Origin of the sequence: Shinella sp. WSD5-1, from assembly GCF_963942435.1 — a bacterium.
In the GTDB taxonomy this organism is placed as follows: domain Bacteria; phylum Pseudomonadota; class Alphaproteobacteria; order Rhizobiales; family Rhizobiaceae; genus Shinella; species Shinella yambaruensis.
In genome coordinates this window covers 742,702-760,675 of record NZ_OZ012596.1, presented here as the reverse complement: position 1 = coordinate 760,675, position 17,974 = coordinate 742,702, and the positions used below count along the sequence as shown (strand labels likewise).

Annotated in this window: 18 protein-coding genes; 9 read left to right on the top strand and 9 right to left on the bottom strand. The window is 67.9% G+C overall.

The features are described from left to right. The first annotated feature begins 3 nt into the window (after nt 1-3). Nucleotides 4-909: a LysR family transcriptional regulator gene (locus AABQ55_RS03545; RefSeq protein WP_272807281.1), complete on the top strand. Its 906-nt coding sequence runs from the start codon at nt 4-6 to the stop codon at nt 907-909. Between the two features lie 9 nt (nt 910-918). Here the strand turns inward: AABQ55_RS03545 and AABQ55_RS03540 are convergent, their stop codons facing one another. The 3 genes from AABQ55_RS03540 to AABQ55_RS03530 all read right to left on the bottom strand — a co-directional run bounded on the left by AABQ55_RS03540 (nt 919) and on the right by AABQ55_RS03530 (nt 3,195). Then, nucleotides 919-1,392 (bottom strand): VOC family protein, encoded by a 474-nt coding sequence (locus AABQ55_RS03540; RefSeq protein WP_272807541.1) that lies wholly within the window; start codon nt 1,390-1,392, stop codon nt 919-921. A gap of 44 nt (nt 1,393-1,436) precedes the next feature. Then, complete coding sequence (locus tag AABQ55_RS03535) at nt 1,437-1,880, bottom strand: SRPBCC family protein (RefSeq protein ID WP_272807280.1); 444 nt, start codon at nt 1,878-1,880, stop codon at nt 1,437-1,439. Nucleotides 1,881-2,043: 163 nt separating this feature from the next. Continuing rightward, nucleotides 2,044-3,195: a DJ-1/PfpI family protein gene (locus tag AABQ55_RS03530; RefSeq protein WP_272807279.1), complete on the bottom strand. Its 1,152-nt coding sequence runs from the start codon at nt 3,193-3,195 to the stop codon at nt 2,044-2,046. Nucleotides 3,196-3,318: 123 nt separating this feature from the next. Here AABQ55_RS03530 and AABQ55_RS03525 point away from each other — a divergent pair, with 123 nt between their 5' ends. The 3 genes from AABQ55_RS03525 to gdhA all read left to right on the top strand — a co-directional run bounded on the left by AABQ55_RS03525 (nt 3,319) and on the right by gdhA (nt 7,289). Next, a complete protein-coding gene (locus AABQ55_RS03525) occupies nt 3,319-4,290 on the top strand; it encodes a GlxA family transcriptional regulator (protein WP_272807278.1) in 972 nt (323 codons plus the stop codon). A 402-nt stretch (nt 4,291-4,692) separates the two neighbouring features. Further along, nucleotides 4,693-5,844, top strand: coding sequence for an HPP family protein (locus AABQ55_RS03520; protein WP_272807540.1), 1,152 nt, complete (start codon nt 4,693-4,695; stop codon nt 5,842-5,844). A gap of 89 nt (nt 5,845-5,933) precedes the next feature. Beyond that, the gene (gene gdhA, locus AABQ55_RS03515) at nt 5,934-7,289 is read left to right on the top strand and encodes an NADP-specific glutamate dehydrogenase (protein ID WP_272807277.1); all 1,356 of its coding nucleotides are present in this window, start codon (nt 5,934-5,936) and stop codon (nt 7,287-7,289) included. A gap of 17 nt (nt 7,290-7,306) precedes the next feature. On the opposite strand, the gene AABQ55_RS03510 is transcribed toward gdhA, so the two are convergent. Next, the gene (locus AABQ55_RS03510) at nt 7,307-7,837 is read right to left on the bottom strand and encodes a hypothetical protein (protein WP_272807276.1); all 531 of its coding nucleotides are present in this window, start codon (nt 7,835-7,837) and stop codon (nt 7,307-7,309) included. Between the two features lie 155 nt (nt 7,838-7,992). Then, nucleotides 7,993-8,418 (bottom strand): nucleoside diphosphate kinase regulator, encoded by a 426-nt coding sequence (rnk, locus tag AABQ55_RS03505; protein ID WP_244770344.1) that lies wholly within the window; start codon nt 8,416-8,418, stop codon nt 7,993-7,995. A 361-nt stretch (nt 8,419-8,779) separates the two neighbouring features. On the opposite strand from rnk, the gene AABQ55_RS03500 reads away from it, so the two are divergent. The 4 genes from AABQ55_RS03500 (at nt 8,780) to AABQ55_RS03485 (ending at nt 11,791) form a co-directional block, all read left to right on the top strand. After that, nucleotides 8,780-9,415 (top strand): carbonic anhydrase, encoded by a 636-nt coding sequence (locus AABQ55_RS03500; RefSeq protein ID WP_272807275.1) that lies wholly within the window; start codon nt 8,780-8,782, stop codon nt 9,413-9,415. Continuing rightward, complete coding sequence (locus AABQ55_RS03495; protein WP_272807274.1) at nt 9,387-9,734, top strand: DUF488 domain-containing protein; 348 nt, start codon at nt 9,387-9,389, stop codon at nt 9,732-9,734. Before AABQ55_RS03500 ends, AABQ55_RS03495 begins: the two co-directional genes overlap by 29 nt. Nucleotides 9,735-9,853: 119 nt before the next feature. Next, on the top strand, nt 9,854-11,020 hold the full coding sequence (gene metB, locus AABQ55_RS03490) for a cystathionine gamma-synthase (protein ID WP_272807273.1): 1,167 nt from the start codon (nt 9,854-9,856) through the stop codon (nt 11,018-11,020). A gap of 57 nt (nt 11,021-11,077) precedes the next feature. After that, on the top strand, nt 11,078-11,791 hold the full coding sequence (locus tag AABQ55_RS03485) for a 5-formyltetrahydrofolate cyclo-ligase (RefSeq protein WP_244770456.1): 714 nt from the start codon (nt 11,078-11,080) through the stop codon (nt 11,789-11,791). On the opposite strand, the gene AABQ55_RS03480 is transcribed toward AABQ55_RS03485, so the two are convergent. The 3 genes from AABQ55_RS03480 to AABQ55_RS03470 form a co-directional block, all read right to left on the bottom strand. Next, complete coding sequence (locus AABQ55_RS03480) at nt 11,755-13,032, bottom strand: CynX/NimT family MFS transporter (protein ID WP_272807272.1); 1,278 nt, start codon at nt 13,030-13,032, stop codon at nt 11,755-11,757. The two genes, AABQ55_RS03485 and AABQ55_RS03480, sit on opposite strands and share 37 nt — an antisense overlap. Further along, nucleotides 13,029-13,706, bottom strand: a complete 678-nt coding sequence (locus AABQ55_RS03475; RefSeq protein ID WP_272807271.1) for a FadR/GntR family transcriptional regulator — start codon at nt 13,704-13,706, stop codon at nt 13,029-13,031. Before AABQ55_RS03475 ends, AABQ55_RS03480 begins: the two co-directional genes overlap by 4 nt. Before the next feature lie 209 nt (nt 13,707-13,915). Continuing rightward, nucleotides 13,916-14,947 (bottom strand): trans-3-hydroxy-L-proline dehydratase, encoded by a 1,032-nt coding sequence (locus AABQ55_RS03470; protein ID WP_272807270.1) that lies wholly within the window; start codon nt 14,945-14,947, stop codon nt 13,916-13,918. Between the two features lie 192 nt (nt 14,948-15,139). On the opposite strand from AABQ55_RS03470, the gene AABQ55_RS03465 reads away from it, so the two are divergent. Further along, the gene (locus tag AABQ55_RS03465; RefSeq protein ID WP_272807269.1) at nt 15,140-15,805 is read left to right on the top strand and encodes a GntR family transcriptional regulator; all 666 of its coding nucleotides are present in this window, start codon (nt 15,140-15,142) and stop codon (nt 15,803-15,805) included. A 107-nt stretch (nt 15,806-15,912) separates the two neighbouring features. Here the strand turns inward: AABQ55_RS03465 and AABQ55_RS03460 are convergent, their stop codons facing one another. After that, nucleotides 15,913-17,943 (bottom strand): HAMP domain-containing methyl-accepting chemotaxis protein, encoded by a 2,031-nt coding sequence (locus tag AABQ55_RS03460; RefSeq protein ID WP_272807268.1) that lies wholly within the window; start codon nt 17,941-17,943, stop codon nt 15,913-15,915. Nucleotides 17,944-17,974: the final 31 nt, after the last annotated feature.

Here is a 17,974-nt window from a genome sequence, read left to right as displayed (position 1 = left end):
GACATGGGAAGCCTGCATCACAACCGGTCCGGGGAGATGGAAGTGTTCGTGCGCGTGGTCGAGCTCGGCGGGTTCTCGCCTGCCGCGCGCGCCGAGCGCATGACGCCTTCGGCGGTCAGCAAGCTGATCGCGCGGCTGGAATCCCGGCTCGGCGCGCGGCTGCTCAACCGTTCGACACGCCAGCTCCAGCTCACGCCGGAGGGCTGCGCCTTCTATGAGCGGGCGACGCGCATCCTTGCCGATCTGGAGGATGCGGAACGGGTGGCCGGCGCCGGCGAACAGGCGGTGGGGCGCGTCCGCATCAATACCAGCGCCTCCTATTTCAACCATGTCCTCACGCCCGCACTGCCGGCTTTTCTGGCGCGTCATCCGGGCGTCACGCTCGATATCGTTCAAACCGATGCGGTGGTCGATCTCCTGGCGGAGCGCACCGATGTCGCGATCCGCGCCGGGCCGCTGAAAAGCTCCAGCCTGATCGCGCGCAAGCTCGGCGAGACGGCACTGACCATCGTTGCCGCGCCGTCCTATCTGGAACGTTGCGGCGAGCCGCGCTTCATCGCCGATCTCGAACGGCACAATCGCCTCGGTTTCGGCTATGCCCGCGCGGTCGATGGCTGGCCGCTTCGGGAAGACGGCGAAACCGTCGTCGTACCGGCGACGGGCCGCGTGCAGGCGAGCGACGGCGAGGGCCTGCGCCATCTGGCGCTGGCCGGCGTCGGCCTCGCCCGCCTTGCCGCCTTCACCGTGCGGGAAGACATCGCCGCCGGACGGCTGGTGCCGGTCCTCCGCCATCTCGATGCCGGCGAGAAGGAGGCTTTCCATGCCGTCCATGTCGGCCAGGGCGGACCGCTGCCCTCACGCGTGCGGGCGCTGCTCGACTTTCTCACGGAGCACGGCAAGGTGTCCTGATCCGGCGCGTCAGCCGCGCCGGGCCGCCTCGATCGCGGCGACGTCGATCTTCTTCATCTCCATCATCGCCTCGAAGGCGCGTTTTGCCTCGGCGCCGCCGGCGGCCATTGCCTCGGTCAGCGTGCGCGGGGTGATCTGCCAGGAGATGCCCCATTTGTCCTTGCACCAGCCGCACACGCTCTCCTGGCCGCCATTGCCGACGATGGCGTTCCAGTAGCGGTCCGTCTCCTCCTGATCGTCCGTGGCGATCTGGAACGAGAAGGCTTCGCTGTGCTTGAATGTCGTGCCGCCGTTGAGGCCGATGCAGGGAATGCCGGCGACGGTGAAGTCGACCGTCAGCACGTCGCCGGCCTTGCCGGACGGGAAGTCGCTGGGCGCGCGGTGGACCGCGCTCACGAAGCTGTCGGGAAACGTCTCGGCGTAGAAGTTGGCCGCAGCCTCGGCATCTCCGTTGTACCAGAGGCATATGGTGTTCTTGGCGATCGTCATTTGCTTTTCCTTTCGTTTTCCGGTCGTAAGCGCCGAGCCTACTGGTTGATCTCGGGCACGACGAGCTTCGCGAGCTTGTCCAGCGAGTCCTGCCAGCCGAGATAGCAGGCCTCGGCGGGGATGATATCCGGCACGCCCTGCTGCTCGATGTTCATTTCCGTGCCGACCGACACGGCCTTGAGAGTCACCGTGACCGTCATCTCGCCCGGCAGGTTGGGGTCGTCGAAACTGTCGGTGTAGACGAGGCGCTCGCCCGGAACGAGCTCCAGATAGGTGCCGCCGAAAGAGTGGCTCTCGCCCGTCGTGAAGTTGCGGAACGACATCCGGTGACGGCCGCCGACCTTCGCGTCGAGTTCGTGGACGGAGCAGAGGAACCCGTAGGGCGGAAGCCAGCTTGCGACCGCGTCCGGTTCGAGGAATGCGCGATAGAGTTTTTCCGGTTTGACGGCGATGACGCGGTGCAGACGGATCGTGCTGGGCATGATGCTCTCCTGTGGTTCGGTTTCATCGTGTGTTCGGTCGGGTGCCCGCCTCCTCTGTCGGGGCACCTTGCGGGCAGCCAGTCGTTGCCCGATGCAGTTAAGACGAACGAAGCAGAATGAGTCCGACATGACATCGGAATAAATCTGACGTCGGCCGATTCCTTCACCGGCTCGCGATATGCCGCGGATATTCGAGCTGCATGGCGACCACGTTGGCGGTGCCGGTGCCATGGCGCGCGGCGATCGTGTCAAGCGTGAGGTCGAGCGTATCGGCCGGCTTGCGGTCGGGAAAGGTCGATACGCGCCGGCTTTCCGGCCAGTTCGTGCCCGCCCGGTCGGGCACGATGCGAATGCCGTTCATGGTCACTACCGTGTCCGGAGAGCCGGCATAGCTCGTCGCATTTGACCGGTAGGTTCGCGACCATGCGTCGGCAACCAGCGCCAGCGACACCTCGTCCATGCCCGGCTCCAGCCGGATGCCGAACTCGTCCCGGTTCCAGACGGCCATTCTGTTGGCAAGCACCGTCGTCGCGAACGGGCGGGTGAGCCGGAACACAGCGCTCGCATGCCGCGCATCCCATTGTTCCAAGCCGAGATCGTGGGCGACCGCTTCCGCCTTCACCCGTCCGGCGATCGCCTCGACCAGCGTCAGCATCATCGGCAAGGAGGCGGAGATGCCGGTGGTCGTCGCCACACCCGCGTCCGCGACCATCCGCCTGTCCGCGACATATCGGATCGTCGGGCTGCGCTTCAGCATCTCGGCCAGATAATACCAGTGTGTCGTCGCACGCTTGCCGTCGAGCAGGCCCGCCGCTCCCACGACCTTCGCGCCGGCGCAGATGCCGATGACCGTCGCGCCTTTCTCCGCCTGGTCCCGGAGCCAGGCGATTGCCGCGGGATCGTCGTCGCGGCTCATGGCAGGCACGATGACGAAGTCGGCACCCTCGGGATGCGCGGCGTCGAACTCAGCGATCGTCGCATCCGGTTCGACCGCGAGCGCCGGATAGAGCTGCACCGGGCCGGCATCGGTCGCCAGCATCGCCACGTCGGCCACGTCGGCGCGTCGCAGGATGCCGGTGGGCACGAGATAGTCGGTCGTCTCGGTGGCGTCGTTGATGCCGATCACCGCGACCAGCGGACGTTCACGCTTCGCCGGCCGGAGCGAAGCGAGCATGGCGTCCGCCTCTTCCTGCGGGACCAGCGGCGCGACCGCCGCCGTCGTTGTTGCCGGCAGGCTGAGCAGCCAGCCCCCGAAACCTGCCATCGACAGGATGATCAAGCCGATACCGCACCAGATCAGACAGGCTTTCGACATGGGTATACCTCCCGGACAGGAGCGGAAACGCCTCCGAGCTGTCCGTCCTTCCGCCGCGTCTGGTTTGAATCCTAGCAGCGGGAGCATTTGGCAGGAATGACAAAGACATGGTAATTTCCGCCAATGCACCACGTTGTCTTCATCGTCTATCCGGGTTTCGAGCTGCTCGACGTTTCGGGGCCGGCCTCGGTCTTCAACGGCGCCAATCGCGCCCTGGGCCAGCGCGGGAAACCTGCGTTCTACAGGGTCGTGCTCGCATCCGCTCACGGCGGCGCCGTCGAGAGCAGCAGCGGCCTTGCGATGGAGACCCGGCCGGTTGCCGAACTTCGATCGGCGGAGATCCAGACCGTGCTGGTCGTCGGGGCCGAGCGTGAACCCCTCCTGCAGGCGATGGCGGATCCGGCTCTGCGAAAGGCCCTGCCGCAACTGACCGCGACGGCGGATCGGTTCGGCGCGGTCTGCACCGGCGGCTTCGTGCTGGCCGCGCTCGGATTGCTCGACGGGCATCGCATCGCGACGCATTGGGATTCCTGCGAGCCCTTCACCAAGGCCTTTCCCAAGGTCACTGTCGATCCCGACTCGCTCTATGTCATCGACGGCAGGCTTTGGACATCGGCGGGCGTGACCACCGGCATCGACATGGCGCTGGCGATGGTCGCGCAGGATCTCGACGCGGCGATTGCCGGCGAGGTCGCCAAGCGGCTGGTGCTCTATGCGCGTCGGCCCGGCTACCAGTCGCAGTTCAGCCCGGTTCTCAAGGCGCAGGTGAAGGGCGACAGCCCGTTTGCCGACCTGATCGGCTGGATTCAGTCGAACCTCGACTTGGCCCTGGACGTGCCCTCGCTCGCCGCGCGCGCGGGCCTCAGCGAACGCACCTTCCATCGCAGGTTCGCGGCGGCGACCGGCGAGACGCCGGCCCGCTTCGTCGAGACCGCCCGGCTCGACACCGCGCGCATGCTTCTTTCACGCGGGCTGTCGCTGAAATCGGTCGCGGCACAAGTCGGCCTCTTCCCGCCTGCGCGCCTCGCCGAAGCCTTCGAGCGCCGCTTCGGCGTCACCCCGCGCCTCTTCCGCGACATGCACGCCGCGCTCTGAGCGCTGAAATGCGGCTTTGGAGATGCGCTGACCGATAGTTCAGGGGCCGGAAGGAAACTGACCGCTTCGGGAAGGCCAGACAAGGACAGCAGGCTTACGCTTGTGTTCGATCATACAGTTGCAGTTCGAATCCCGTTCGGCATGCCATGCGGGATCCCGCGCCTGTCCCTGCCAGCACGCGTCCTTCGAGGCGATTCTCGATAGGCGGCAGTCCCTCGCGCCAATTCCCGCTCCGGTTTTCCGAAACGTCAAGAAAGCCCGGGCCTGCCGAGTTTTGTCGTCCGTGCGCAAAGCCCTCCCCTTCCTTTCCGGCAAAACAGAATCTTCCCCTTGCGCCCTTGCGTGATGGGCGCGATAGGCACATAAGCCTGCAAAATAATCATTTGCCTTTTTACGGTCAGGATCATCGTGGCCCCGCCTCAACACGATGCCCATAAAACGGGCACTGCGTCCAAATTTCAGCTGTTCGCGCCGATTCTTGCCGGCGCCACGCTCAAGGAGCGGCTGATCGGCTGCCTCGGGGCCCTGATCGGCATCTGCCTCACCGGGCTCGTCTGCGGCTTCGTCATGGGGCAGGATCCGCATCTGCCGCTGATCGTCGCGCCCATCGGCGCCTCCGCGGTTCTGCTCTTCGCCGTGCCCGCCAGCCCCCTCGCCCAGCCCTGGTCGATCGTCGGCGGCAACACGATCTCCGCCTTTGTCGGCGTCACCGTCACCACGCTGGTGAAGGATCCGGCCATCGCCATCGGCCTTGCCGTGGCGCTGGCGATCCTCGTCATGTCGCTGACCCGCTCGCTGCATCCCCCCGGCGGGGCGGCCGCGCTCACCGCCGTCATCGGCGGGGCGGCGGTCAGCCGGGCGGGCTTCTGGTTTCCGCTCGTGCCGATCGCCATCAACTCGCTGATCCTCGTGGCGCTCGGCATGATCTTCCACCGGCTGGCCGGGCGGCAGTATCCGCACCGCCAGACGATCACGCCCGTCAACACGCACAAGACCGCCGATCCGCCGGCCGCCTTCCGCGTCGGTTTCAACACCGAGGACATCGACGCCGCCATCGCCAGCCTCAACGAGACGCTGGACATCAGCCGCGCCGACCTCGATACGCTGCTGCGCCAGGTCGAACAGCAGGCCCTGCTGCGCCAGCGCGGCGACCTGACCTCGGCCGACATCATGTCGCGCGACGTGGTGACGGTGGCGCGCGATGCGACGGCCGACGAGGCCCGCAGCCTCCTGCTCGATCACGACATCCGCACGCTGCCCGTGCTCGACGCCGACCGGCGCCTTCTCGGCACCGTGGGGCTGCGGGAACTGGCCGCCATGGCGCCGAACGCCCATCTGCCCGTCTCCGAGGCGGCGACCGCCCGCCCCTCGGACCCGGCCATCGGCCTCCTGCCGCGGCTGACGGACGGTTCCATCCATGCCGTCGTCGTCGTGGACGAGGAGCGCCGTGTGGTGGGCATCATTTCCCAGACCGATCTTCTGGCCACGCTCGCGAAAAGCCTCTCCCAGACCGGCCCGACGGGCCTGATGGGCGGCCACGGGCAGGGCATCTGACCATGCCCGGACGATGTCACCCGGGCCTGCCGGCGCCAGACCGGCGGCCTTCCCAAGAGATGTGAGACCGAGACGAAAGGAGTGTCGCCATGGCGACCGTCGACGAGAAGCTTGAACCGATCCTTGCCCAGGTGCTGCAGCGCAATCCTGCCGAGCCGGAATTCCACCAGGCCGTGCGCGAGGTCCTGGAAAGCCTCGGGCTCGTCGTCTCCAAACATCCCGACTACCTGACGGACGCGCTGATCGAGCGCATCTGCGAGCCGGAGCGCCAGATCATCTTCCGCGTGCCGTGGATCGACGACAGGGGCCAGGTGCAGATCAACCGCGGCTTCCGCGTGCAGTTCAACTCGGCGCTGGGGCCGTACAAGGGGGGCCTGCGCTTCCACCCCTCCGTCAATCTCGGCATCATCAAGTTCCTCGGCTTCGAGCAGATCTTCAAGAACGCGCTGACGGGCCTGCCGATCGGCGGCGGCAAGGGCGGCTCGGATTTCGACCCGAAAGGCCGCTCGGACGGCGAGATCATGCGCTTCTGCCAGTCCTTCATGACGGAGCTCCACCGCCATCTCGGCGAGCACACCGACGTGCCGGCCGGCGACATCGGCGTCAGCGGCCGCGAGATCGGCTGGATGTTCGGCCAGTACAAGCGCCTGACCAACCGCTTCGAGGCCGGCGTCTTCACCGGCAAGGGGCTGAGCTATGGCGGCTCGCTGGTGCGCAAGGAAGCGACCGGCTACGGCGCGGTCTATTTCACCCGGGCCATGCTCTCCACCAGGGGCACCGATTTCGAGGGCAAGCGGGTCACCGTCTCGGGCTCGGGCAATGTGGCGATCTACGCCATGGAGCAGGCCATCAAGTACGGCGCCAGGGTCGTCGCCTGCTCGGACAGCAGCGGCTACATCCATGATGAAGAGGGCATCGACCTTTTGCTCGTCAAGGAGATCAAGGAAGTGCGCCGCGAGCGCATGTCGGAATATGCCCGCGCCAAGACGGCCGGCGTGCATTTCATCCCGGCCGGCAAGGGTTCGATCTGGGACGTGCCCTGCGACGTGGCGCTGCCCTGCGCCACGCAGAACGAGCTGTCCGGCAAGGATGCCAAGACGCTGGTCAAGAACGGCGTCATCGCCGTCGCCGAAGGCGCCAACATGCCCTCGACGCCGGAAGCCGTGCGGACCTTCCAGGAATCGGGCGTGCTCTTCGGCCCCGGCAAGGCGGCGAATGCCGGGGGCGTCGCCACCTCGGCGCTGGAAATGCAGCAGAATGCCAGCCGCGACAGCTGGAGCTTCGAGACGGCCCGCGAACGGCTCGGCCAGATCATGCAGGGCATCCACGACCGCTGCGCCGAGACGGCGGAGGAATATGGCGCCAAGGGCAACTACGTGCTCGGCGCCAACATTGCCGGCTTCACGCGCGTCGCCGAAGCCATGCGCGCGCAGGGCGTGATCTGATCGCCCTACGCCGATCCTCAGGCAGCCGACGGCCCCGGACCCTGTCCGGGGCCGTTTTCATTGGCCGCCGTGAAGGCGCGCTCAGTGAGGCCGCCGGCGATGACCCGGAAGGGCGCGCGGGCCGCTTCTGCCGGCGCTTCCGGCACGGGGCCGCCGGCTGCCGGCTGGAACAGCACCTTTTCCAGGACGATCCAGTCGCGCCGGCCTTCCGGCCGGTCGAAGGTCATCGCCTGGCCTTCGCGCAGGCCGAGCAGGGCAAGGCCGTAGAAGGTCGTGACCGGCAGGAAGGCGCTGCCCGGCGCATAGGTGCGCGGCAGGCAAAGCGTGCGGGTATCGCTGAGTCCGCTTTCGCAGCGGAACGTCACGCGCGCATCGATCATCGCGAGGTCGGCGGGGACGCGCGCCCCGGCCGGCAGGCGGCCGCCCGACAGCTTGCGCTTCAGCAGCGCCAGCCATTCCTCCGTCAGCGGCGGCCAGTCGCGCAGCATCTTTTCCAGCACATATCCATCTCTTGCCGTGAGCATAGCGGGATCGCGTCCCATAGCCATTCTCCATCCTGCCCGCGCGCAAGCGCGGCCTGAAAACCCGTGGTGGAGACGCCCCCTGGCCGCACCTGCGGCACAGGGGGTCACGATCCTGCGACGAGGCAGCCTCCGATGCGCCCGGACTGGAAGAAGGACAGGAATTTCACGGCAGACGACCCTCAGGAGGCCTCGGCCGCATCCGGCACCGCCGCATGCACGGCAATGACGCTGAGCCGCCGCACCTTGCCGTCGCGCGCGGCCCATTCGATCGACTGGCCGGCCGAAAGGCCGAGCAGGGCGGCGCCGACCGGCGTCAGCACGGAGATGCGCTGGCGGGAAATGTCGGCATCCTTCGGGAAGACGAGTTCGGCGGTCTGCGGCGGCTCGTCGTCGATGCGGAACTCGGCGACCGAGCCCATACGCATGATGCCGGGCGCCATGCGGGCGTCGTCGACGACCTTGGCGCGGTCGAGCTCGACGGCGAGCTGCTCGGCGGCGTGCGGGTCGCGCTCGGCCAGCATGTCGGCAAGGTTCGACAGGCGCGCGTGTTCGGAGCGGGCGATGGTGATGGCGGGCGGCCGGATGGCCTTGGTCTTCGCGGTCATGGGAACCTCACGGCGCGGGGTCTTCGCGGCCCGGCGGGCACGCGGAAAATCAAGGATTGGGGGGAATGTCGCGCTTTTCCGGAGCGGCTTTCGTGCTGAAACGAAACCGCCATTGCCCCACGGCCGGGGCGCGACGCGACCAAGCCGAGGGGCTAGTGTCCTGCGAGAGGAAACAACCGTTTCAAGAACCGGGCAATGGATTGCGTCGTGGTCATGCTGCCATGATGGCTTGAGGGCACGGGCAAAGTCAAGCCGAGACGCCGCGGCGCGGCCGAACGCCGCCCCTGCGACGGTCTGGCGATTTGACAGAAGCCAGGTTGGCACGGAGAACGCCTCATCCCCCAAGCGCCGGAGCCACGCCATGATCGAAGACCTTTTCGCCCGGAACAAAACCTGGTCCGCCGAGCGCAAGGCCGAGAAGGCCGACTATTTCGACCGCCTCGCCAATCTGCAGCAGCCGGACTATCTGTGGATCGGCTGTTCCGACAGCCGCGTGCCGGCCAATGTGATCGCCGGGCTGGAGCCGGGCGAGGTCTTCGTGCACCGCAACGTCGCCAACCTCATCCATCCGGCGGACCTCAACATGCTGTCCGTGGTCGAATATGCCGTGCACCAGCTCGGGGTGAAGCACATCATCATCTGCGGGCACTATGGCTGCGGCGGCATCCGCGCCGCCGTCAGCGGCGAGCGCCTCGGCCTCATCGACCATTGGCTTCAGCCGGTCCGCGACGTGGCGGACCGGCGCTTCGCATGCCGGGAATGCACGCCCTGGAGCGATGCCGACCTCGACCGGCTCTGCGAAGCCTCGATCACCGCGCAGGTGGAGCGGCTCGCCCGCACGCCGACCCTCCAGGCGGCCTGGCAGGCCGGCCGCGACGTTTCCATCCACGGCTGGGTCTACGGCTTGAAGGACGGGCTGCTTTCTGATCTCAAATGCACGGTGAGCGGCAGAAAGGGAGGGCAAGCCCATGCCGGTGGCGATCAAGCGCATCTATGACGAAGCCGATCCGGCGAACGGGACACGCATCCTCGTCGACCGGCTCTGGCCGCGCGGCCTCTCGAAGCAAAAGGCCGGCTTCGACCTCTGGATGAAGGATGTGGCGCCCTCTTCCGCGCTGCGCAAATGGTTCAACCACCAGCCGGAGCGCTGGCCGGAATTCCAGGCGCGCTACCGGGAGGAGCTGCAGGGCAATCCGGCGCTGGAGGACCTGCGCGAGCGCGCCGAGGCCGGCACGGTCACGCTGCTCTACGGCGCGCGCAACCGGGAATTCAACCATGCGGCCGTGCTGGCCGACGTCCTCAAGGAGGGAACCTGAAGCCCCCGCGCGGTCCGGCAATGACTGCAAAATTCTTGCTGGCTGGCTGCAAGAGAATTCATTTGTCAGGGACCGGCAAGCCGGCCATTTTCTCCTCGTAACATGAGGAGCAGGCATCGATGTCCGAGCGAACGGCGATCGAAGTTCACCCGGAAACCGTTGCCGTGGCGCATGGCGTGGCGAGCGACACCGCCTTCGGCGCGGTGGCCCCGCCCCTCTACCTTTCCACCACCTATGAATTCGCGGATTTCGACACGCCGCGCGCCTATGACTATGGCCGCGTCGGCAATCCGACGCGCGATCTCCTGGCGGATGCCATCAGCACGCTGGAAGGCGGGGCCGGCGCGGTGATGACGCCGAGCGGCATGGCGGCCGTTGATCTCTTGGTCGGGCGGCTTGCGGCCGGCAGCCTGGTCCTGGCGCCGCACGACTGTTACGGCGGCACGATGCGCCTGCTGAAAGCGCGCGCCGCGCTCGGCCAGCTCTCGCTCCGGCTGGTGGACCAGTCGGATATCGGGGCCGTCAAGGCATCGCTCCTCGACCGTCCGGCGCTCATGCTGGTCGAGACCCCGAGCAACCCGCTGATGCGCGTGGTGGACATTGCCACCCTCGCCGGCCTTGCCAGGGCGGCAGGCGCGCGCGTCGCCGTCGACAACACCTTCCTCTCGCCCGCCTTGCAGAAACCGCTGTCGCTCGGCGCCGACTATGTGCTGCATTCGACGACGAAATTCCTCAACGGCCATTCGGACGTCATCGCCGGCGCGGTGATCGCGGCCGATGCGGAGGAAGCCCGCGGCCTGAAGCACTGGGCCAACGTCACCGGCGCGACGGCCGCGCCCTTCGATTCCTGGCTGACGCTGCGCGGGCTCAGGACCCTGTTTGCCCGCATGGCCGCGCAGGAGCGCAATGCCATGGCGATCGCCGAGCGGCTTTGCGCGCATCCCGCCGTTTCCCGCGTGCACTATCCCGGCCTTGCCGACCATCCGGACCACGCGCTCGCCGCGCGCCAGCAGCGGGGTTTCGGCGCGATGATGAGCTTCGAGCTTGCCGGCGGCGTTCCGGCAGTGCGGCATTTCGTGAAGGGGGTGCGTTGCTTCACCTTCGCCGAATCGCTCGGCGGCGTCGAAAGCCTTGTCGCGCATCCCGCCACCATGACCCATGTCGACATGGGGGCGGAAGCGCGCGGCAGGGCCGGTATCGGCGACGGGCTGCTCAGGCTTTCCGTCGGGCTCGAGCATGCCGACGACCTGCTCGCCGGGCTCGAAGCCGGTCTTTCAGGCTGTTGACGTGTTTTCATTCGCACTTGCCCGCAGACGCCCTGCACTGTCGAAAGGGAGGACATGATGGAGGCCGATGACGACATTCCCGCCACCTTCGCCTCGCCAGCCTGCTTCATGCACGAGGTCGACCCCCGCTACACGGGCCTGCCCGGCCCGCTCGACCGGCAGGCCTGGACGGATGTCGACCGCTGGCGCAGAAACGAACGCGAACGCCTGATCGCCGCGCGCCTCGCCGTGCCGGCCGAGATGCGGGCGCGCCAAGGCGAGGCGATCGCCGCCGGCATCCTGGCCGAGATCGGCGATGTCGAGGGACGCGTCGTCAGCGCCTACTGGCCCTTCCGCGGCGAGCCGGACCTGCGACCGCTGCTTGCCGAGGTCGCGAGGCGAGGCGGGCGCACGGCGCTGCCGGTCGTCGTCGAGAAGGGAAGGCCGCTGGAATTCCATCTCTGGCAGGCGGGCGATCCGCTTTCCCGCGGTGTCTGGAACATCCCGATACCGGCCGAGCGCAACCGTGTCCTGCCCGATATCGTGCTTTCGCCGGTCGTCGGCTACGATCCCGCCTGCTACCGGCTCGGCTATGGCGGCGGTTTCTTCGACCGGACGCTGGCGGCCATGCCGGCCCGGCCGCGCGTCATCGGCCTCGGCTACAGCGCGGCGCGTCTTCAGACGATCTATCCGCAGCTGCACGACATTCCGATGGACCTGATCGTGACGGAAACCGGCACCGTGCGCCCCGCGCCTCAGGCGGACGTTTCCACCGTGCGCGCCTTGACGTAGAGCGCCCGGCCGGCAAACCAGCCGTTGACCGCCGCGCCGAGGCCGAGCAGCACGAAGAGCACGGCGCTCCAGGCGAAACTGCCGGTCCAGCCGCGGATGAGCCCGACGATCAGCGGGCCGATGGCGGCGAGCAGGTAGCCGACGCATTGCGCCATGCCGGACAGATGCGCCGCCACATGCGGATCGCGCGTGCGCAGCACGATGACGGTGAGCGCCACCGCGATCAGCCCGCCCTGCCCGATGCCCTGCAGCACCGCCCAGATCCAGACCGTGGAGAGCGGCGCGAAGAGCAGGCCGAGAAGGGCGACGACGGCCAGGCCGCAGAGCACGACATTGATCAGCCGCTGGTCCCTGCCGCGCACGGCGATATGCGGCGCGACGAGGCAGGACGCGGCCTGCACCATGACGGAGACGGACACGATGGCCCCGGCGGTGACGCCGTCGAGACCGCGCTCGCACAGGATCGGCACCAGCCAGCCGAAGACGCAATAGGCGAGCGCCGATTGCAGGCCCATGAAGAGCGTGACCTGCCACGCCAGCCTGTCGCGCCACAGCCCCTCGACCCGGAAGCCGGTGCGCGTGGCCTGCCTGCGCGTCGCCAGCACCTGCGGCAGCCACAGGAAGCCGACGACGAGCGCCGGCAGCGCCCAGATGGCGAGCGCGCCATCGAGCGAACCGCCCAGCGCATGCTCGATCGGCAGCGTCAGGCCGGCCGCGCTCGCCGCGCCTGCGCAGAGCGCCATCGTGTACCAGCCGGTCATCAGCGCTGCCTTGTCGGGGAAATCGCGCTTGACGAGGCCGGGCAGCAGCACGTTGCCGACCGCGATGCAGGCGCCGGCGAGCGCCGTGCCGAGGAAAAGCAGCGGAACGGAGGAAAGGCCGCGCAGCGCCGTGCCGAGCGCTAGGAGGAAGACGACGAGGAGCAGCGTGCGCTCCGTGCCGATGCGCTGGGCAAGGCGCGGCGCCAGCGGCGAGAACAGGCCGAGGCAGACGACGGGCAGCGTCGTCAGGACGCTGGCGCCGGTGGCCGAAAGGCCGAGCGTGTCGCGGATCTCCGGCAGCAGCGCCGAGGCGCTGGAAAAGACCGGCCGCAGGTTGAAGGCGATGAGCACGAGGCTGGCGCCGAGCAGGAAACGCGCGGCGGCGGCCTTCGGCCGGTGCGGAGCGGGCGCCGGCACGCTGTCGGCTTCGGCGTCGATCAGGTCGATCGCGCCGGGATCGTTTTCGGCAAGATGGGTCATGACATCAGCAACCGGTCGAGGGCGGACAGGACCGGCGCCATGAAGCGTCGGACGGCGGCATCGGCGGCATCCGGATCGCCGCTCTCGATGGCATCGACGATGGCGACATGGGCAGCCATGTCGGGTTCCGGCAGGTCCTGGCCGAGGGTCGCCTCGATGGTTTCGGCAATGAGCGTGGAGAAGAAATCGTACATGCCGATCAGCACCGCATTCCGCGAGGCGGCGATGACGGCCTGGTGGAAGGCGAAATCGCGGGCGATGAAATCCGCCTTGTCGTTTTCCGCGTATGGGCCGCGTGCGGCAAGCAGGGCCCGAAGGCCGGCGATGACGGCCGGCGTCTGGCGCAGCGCCGCAAGCCGCGCGGCCTCCACATCGAGCGCCAGGCGCGCCTCGAACTGGTCCCGCAGGCCCGCGCGCCGGGCCATGCCGAGCGGACGCACGGTATCCGCCGTCGAGACCACATAGGTGCCGGAGCCCTGCCGCGTCTCGAGATAGCCCTGCGAGACGAGGACGCGCACGGCCTCGCGTACCGTGCCGCGGCTGACGGAGAGCATGGCCGAGAGCGCCGCCTCGTTCGGCAGCTTGGCGCCCACCGCCCAGCGGCGCCCGAGGATTTCGGTGCGGATCGCCTCCACGGCCGTGTCGGCGAGATTGATCTTGCTCAGAGAGTGCATGGCGTCAGTCATAAAGTCATCAGATGACTTTATGACTAGCCCGCTTCCGGACGACGGTCAAATGAATTCGGACACCTTTTTATCAGGCCCGATCGCATTCGGCTGGCCCCCTCCCACGAGGCGGAAGGGTTTTAACGCCCGCCCCGCCCCAAACGCAAAGAGTGAAAAAACTCCTGCTCCGTGGGAGAGATGCCGACAGGCAGAGGGGATTACTGCTTGCGCGGCCAGGTATCGGCCAGGCGATAGCCCGCCGGCCACGGATCGTCCGGGTCGAGCATGACCTGGCTGGTGCCGGTGATCCAGGCGCGGCCGGAGATTTCCGGCACGATGGCCGGACGACCGCCGACCGTGGTCTCGCCGACGATGCGGCAGTCGAAACGCGAATCGATGATCGAATAGCCGGAGAAGCTCTGGCCGAGCCTGATCTGGCCGCGCGCATGCAGCACGGCCATGCGGGCCGAGCAACCGGTGCCGGTCGGCGAGCGGTCGAGCTTGGCCGGCTGGATGACGACGGTGTTGCGGCCGTGCAGCGCGCCGTCGCGCTCCTCCACCGGCAGCGTCAGCTGGCAGAAGGAGATGTGGTTCCATTCCGGGTTTTCCGGATGGGTGAAGCCGAGCTGCTCGTTGGCCGCCCTGGTGATGCGGATGCCGGTCTCGGCAAGCTCCCGCGCCTCGTCCGGCGTCACGGCGAAGCCGAGCGCGCGGGCATCGGCGAAGACGAAGCTGTCGCCGCCATAGGCGGTATCGACGGTGAGCGTGCCGAGGCCCTCCACCTCCAGCTTCGCATCCAGCTTGTCGGCAAAGGAGGGCACGTTGGTGACGGTGATGCGCTCGGCCTTGCCGTTGCGGCAGGCGGCCACGACATTCACCAGCCCGCCCGGCGCCTCCAGCACCATGCGGGTCTCCGGCTCGACCATGGGCACGATGCCGCTGTCGAGCAGCACGGTGGAGACGCAGATCGAGTTGGAGCCGGACATCGGCGGCGTGTCCTCCGGCTCCATGATGATGAAGCCCATGGTGGCGCGCGGATCCTTCGGCGGCACGAGCAGGTTGATGTGGCGGAACACGCCGCCGCGCGGCTCGTTCAGCACGAAATTGCGCAGGGTCTTGTCCGCGGCGATGAAATTGCGCTGCTCCCACAGCGTCTTGCCGGGCGGCGGGGCGACGCCCCCGACGATGACGTCGCCCACCTCGCCTTCGGCGTGGCAGGAGACGATGTGGATGACCTTGCTGCTGCGCATGGTTCTTCTCCGGTTTTCCAGGCTGTTTCGGCGCGTTGCAGGCTTGAATTGCCGACGCGATCCCGCTTTCATAGAAAAATTGGATCCAATATACAATCGCGTTCTTCACGGCGTCGCCGCGGCAGGGCTCTGTTGCCCCGCTCCCGGTTTCGACCTATGACCGATCGCTTCATTCCACCGGGGTTCGACGTGATGAAATTTGCTGCCGTCGATGTCAGGCAGGCCGCTTCGGCGGCCGATATCGTCTACGAGGCCCTGCGCAAGGCGATCATCGAGGGCGACCTTGCCGAGGGCGAGAACCTTCGGCAGGACCAGATCGCGCAGATGTTCAATATCAGCCGCATCCCCGTGCGCGAGGCCCTGTCACGGCTGGAACAGCACGGCCTCATCACCACCCAGCGCTACAAGGGCGCCGTGGTGGCCGGCCTGTCGGTCGAGGAGATCGAGGAGATCTTCGAGTTCCGCGCGCTGATCGAGGCGGAGGTCATCCGCCTTGCCGTGCCCAATCTCGACCGGGAAACGCTGGAAAAGGCGCGGCGCTACTGCGATGCCTTCGACCGGGAGACCGACCCGCACCGCTGGGGCGAGATCAACCGCAACTTCCATTACAGCCTCTACGAGGCCTCGCGCCGGCCGTATTATCTGCAGAGCGTGCGCTCCTCGCTCGACCGCATCGACCGGTATCTTCGCGCCCAGCTGACCTTCACCAACGGCGTGCCGCGCGCCGGGCGCGAGCACGAGGCGATCCTTGCCGCCTGCGAACAGGGCGATGCGGAACTCGCCTCGCGGCTGACGCGCGACCACATCCTCGATGCCGGCCGATCGCTGATGACGTTCCTGCGGGAGCAGCGCGGCTGAGCGGAAGGCTCCCCGGCCATTCGTTTGTCAGCAGCGCCTGCCTTGGACTACCCTATCGGCCGGAAGACCGACGCGGCGCGAGCGGGAACCGCCGGCACCGCCTTTCGTCAAAACTCTTCCCAGTCCCCGTCGTTTCCCTTGTCCTGCCGCACGCCGAGGGCGCCTGCCAGCTTTTCGCCGAGCGCCAGGGCCGGCGAGGTGACGGGACGCGAGCCGCCGGTGGCCGGCTTGACGTTCCACTGGCCGGGCGACTTGCGAGCCGGCGCCGGGGCGGGCGCAACGGGCGGCGGGGTGGCGGCGGACGACACGACATGCAGGTGCGGCGCGTGCACGGTACGGCCGGCAGCCGCGCTGCCGCCGACATTGAAGCGGCCGATCAGGGCGTTGAGCGCCTGGACCTCGGAGGCAAGGCCGTGGCTTGCGGCGGTCGTCTCCTCCACCATGGCGGCGTTCTTCTGCGTGCCCTGGTCCATCGCGTTGACGGCGGTGTTGATCTCCTGGAGGCCGGTCGACTGCTCACGCGCCGCCTCGACGATCGCCTGGACGTGGCCGTTGATCTCCTGCACCTCGGTGACGATCGCCTGCAGTGCGCAGCCCGTATCGTCGACGAGGGAGACGCCGGAGCGCACCTGCTCGCCCGAGGTGGTGATCAGCGCCTTGATCTCCTTGGCGGCCTTGGCCGAGCGCTGGGCGAGCTCGCGCACCTCCTGCGCCACGACGGCAAAGCCCTTGCCGGCCTCGCCCGCCCGGGCCGCTTCCACGCCCGCATTGAGGGCGAGGAGGTTGGTCTGGAAGGCGATCTCATCGATGACGCCGATGATGCTGGTGATCTCGCTGGAGGACTTTTCGATCTCCTGCATGGCCGAAACGGCGCGGCGCACGATCTCGCCGGATTTTTCCGCACCCGAGCGGGTGCGTGCGACGAGCTGGCCCGCCTCCTCCGCCCGCCGGGTGGAATCCCTGACAGTGGTGGTGATCTGTTCCAGCGCGGCGGCGGTCTCCTCGACGGAGGCGGCCTGCTGCTCGGTGCGGCGCGAAAGATCGTCGGCCGCGGCGCGGATCTGGCTGGCGCCGGCATCGATCGCACGGGCATTCTCGCCGACCTCGCGCAGCGCATCGCTGAGGCGCGAGACGGAGGCGTTGAAATCCTCGCGCAGCCGGTCGAGGTCGCCGTCGAAGGGTTTTTCGATGCGGCAGGTCATGTCGCCGCTCGCAAGCCTGCCGAGCGCATCGGCAAGGCTGGCGACGGCCTCCTGCACGCGGCCGCTGTCGCGGGTGCGCTCGGCCTCGCGCGCCTGGCGTTCGCCCTCGGCCCGGCGGCGGTCTTCGTCGCTCTGGCGCTCCAGGCGCTGGCGCTCGGCGGCATTGTCGCGGAAGACGGCGACGGTGCCGGCCATCTCGCCGATCTCGTCGCTGCGGTCGGCATGGGGAATGGCGAGCGCCGTATCGCCGTCCGCCAGCTTCTTCATCGCGCCGGCAAGGCCGGTGAGCGGCCTGACGACGCGGCGGTTGACGAGGAAGATCGCGGCGATCGCCAGGCCCATGGAGATGGCAAGCGATGCCCAGGTCAGCGCAAAGGCCGAGCCTTCCTCGCTGCGCGCCGAAAGGATCGTCTCGTCGGTGACCTTCTGGGTGCTGGCGACAAGGTCGCCCAGCGAGGCGCTGATCGCGTCGGCGCTCGCCTGCATCGGCCCCTTGTAGACCTCCAGCGCCGGCCCCTTGGCGGCGATGGCGGAGAACTGGATGAGCTTTGCGGCGTCGTCGAGATAGGTCTTCAGCGCCGCCTTGATGCCGTCGACTTCCGTGGCCGTGGCGGCGTTGCCGCTGTTGGCCGCGCCATAGCTGTCGACCATGCCGGCAAAGGCATCGGCGCGCTCCTTGATCCGCCCCTCGATACGGCCGATCTCGTCGGGATCCATCGAGAGCAGGTGTTCGGAATAGATCGCATTGAGCTCGGCGAAGGCGTGGCTGAGCTGCAGGATGCGGCTCATCTCGGGCATGCGCTCCGCCCCGATGCGCTCGATATGGCCAGTCATCGCCGAGAGGGAGCGGAAGGCGACGGCGCCTTGCAGGGCGCCCAGCACGACCATGAGGACGAAGAGGGCGGGCAGGAGCCTGCTGATCCGGACATTACGCATGACAGTTCCCTGATTGTCTTCGGCGGCACGG

Coding starts and splice junctions, on each gene's coding strand:
- AABQ55_RS03545 (WP_272807281.1), top strand. CDS start 4: ATGGGAAGCCTGCATCACAACCGGTCCGGGGAGATGGAAGTGTTCGTG.
- AABQ55_RS03535 (WP_272807280.1), bottom strand. CDS start 1,880: ATGCCCAGCACGATCCGTCTGCACCGCGTCATCGCCGTCAAACCGGAA.
- AABQ55_RS03530 (WP_272807279.1), bottom strand. CDS start 3,195: ATGTCGAAAGCCTGTCTGATCTGGTGCGGTATCGGCTTGATCATCCTG.
- AABQ55_RS03525 (WP_272807278.1), top strand. CDS start 3,319: ATGCACCACGTTGTCTTCATCGTCTATCCGGGTTTCGAGCTGCTCGAC.
- gdhA (WP_272807277.1), top strand. CDS start 5,934: ATGGCGACCGTCGACGAGAAGCTTGAACCGATCCTTGCCCAGGTGCTG.
- AABQ55_RS03510 (WP_272807276.1), bottom strand. CDS start 7,837: ATGGCTATGGGACGCGATCCCGCTATGCTCACGGCAAGAGATGGATAT.
- rnk (WP_244770344.1), bottom strand. CDS start 8,418: ATGACCGCGAAGACCAAGGCCATCCGGCCGCCCGCCATCACCATCGCC.
- AABQ55_RS03500 (WP_272807275.1), top strand. CDS start 8,780: ATGATCGAAGACCTTTTCGCCCGGAACAAAACCTGGTCCGCCGAGCGC.
- AABQ55_RS03495 (WP_272807274.1), top strand. CDS start 9,387: ATGCCGGTGGCGATCAAGCGCATCTATGACGAAGCCGATCCGGCGAAC.
- metB (WP_272807273.1), top strand. CDS start 9,854: ATGTCCGAGCGAACGGCGATCGAAGTTCACCCGGAAACCGTTGCCGTG.
- AABQ55_RS03485 (WP_244770456.1), top strand. CDS start 11,078: ATGGAGGCCGATGACGACATTCCCGCCACCTTCGCCTCGCCAGCCTGC.
- AABQ55_RS03480 (WP_272807272.1), bottom strand. CDS start 13,032: ATGACCCATCTTGCCGAAAACGATCCCGGCGCGATCGACCTGATCGAC.
- AABQ55_RS03475 (WP_272807271.1), bottom strand. CDS start 13,706: ATGCACTCTCTGAGCAAGATCAATCTCGCCGACACGGCCGTGGAGGCG.
- AABQ55_RS03470 (WP_272807270.1), bottom strand. CDS start 14,947: ATGCGCAGCAGCAAGGTCATCCACATCGTCTCCTGCCACGCCGAAGGC.
- AABQ55_RS03465 (WP_272807269.1), top strand. CDS start 15,140: ATGAAATTTGCTGCCGTCGATGTCAGGCAGGCCGCTTCGGCGGCCGAT.
- AABQ55_RS03460 (WP_272807268.1), bottom strand. CDS start 17,943: ATGCGTAATGTCCGGATCAGCAGGCTCCTGCCCGCCCTCTTCGTCCTC.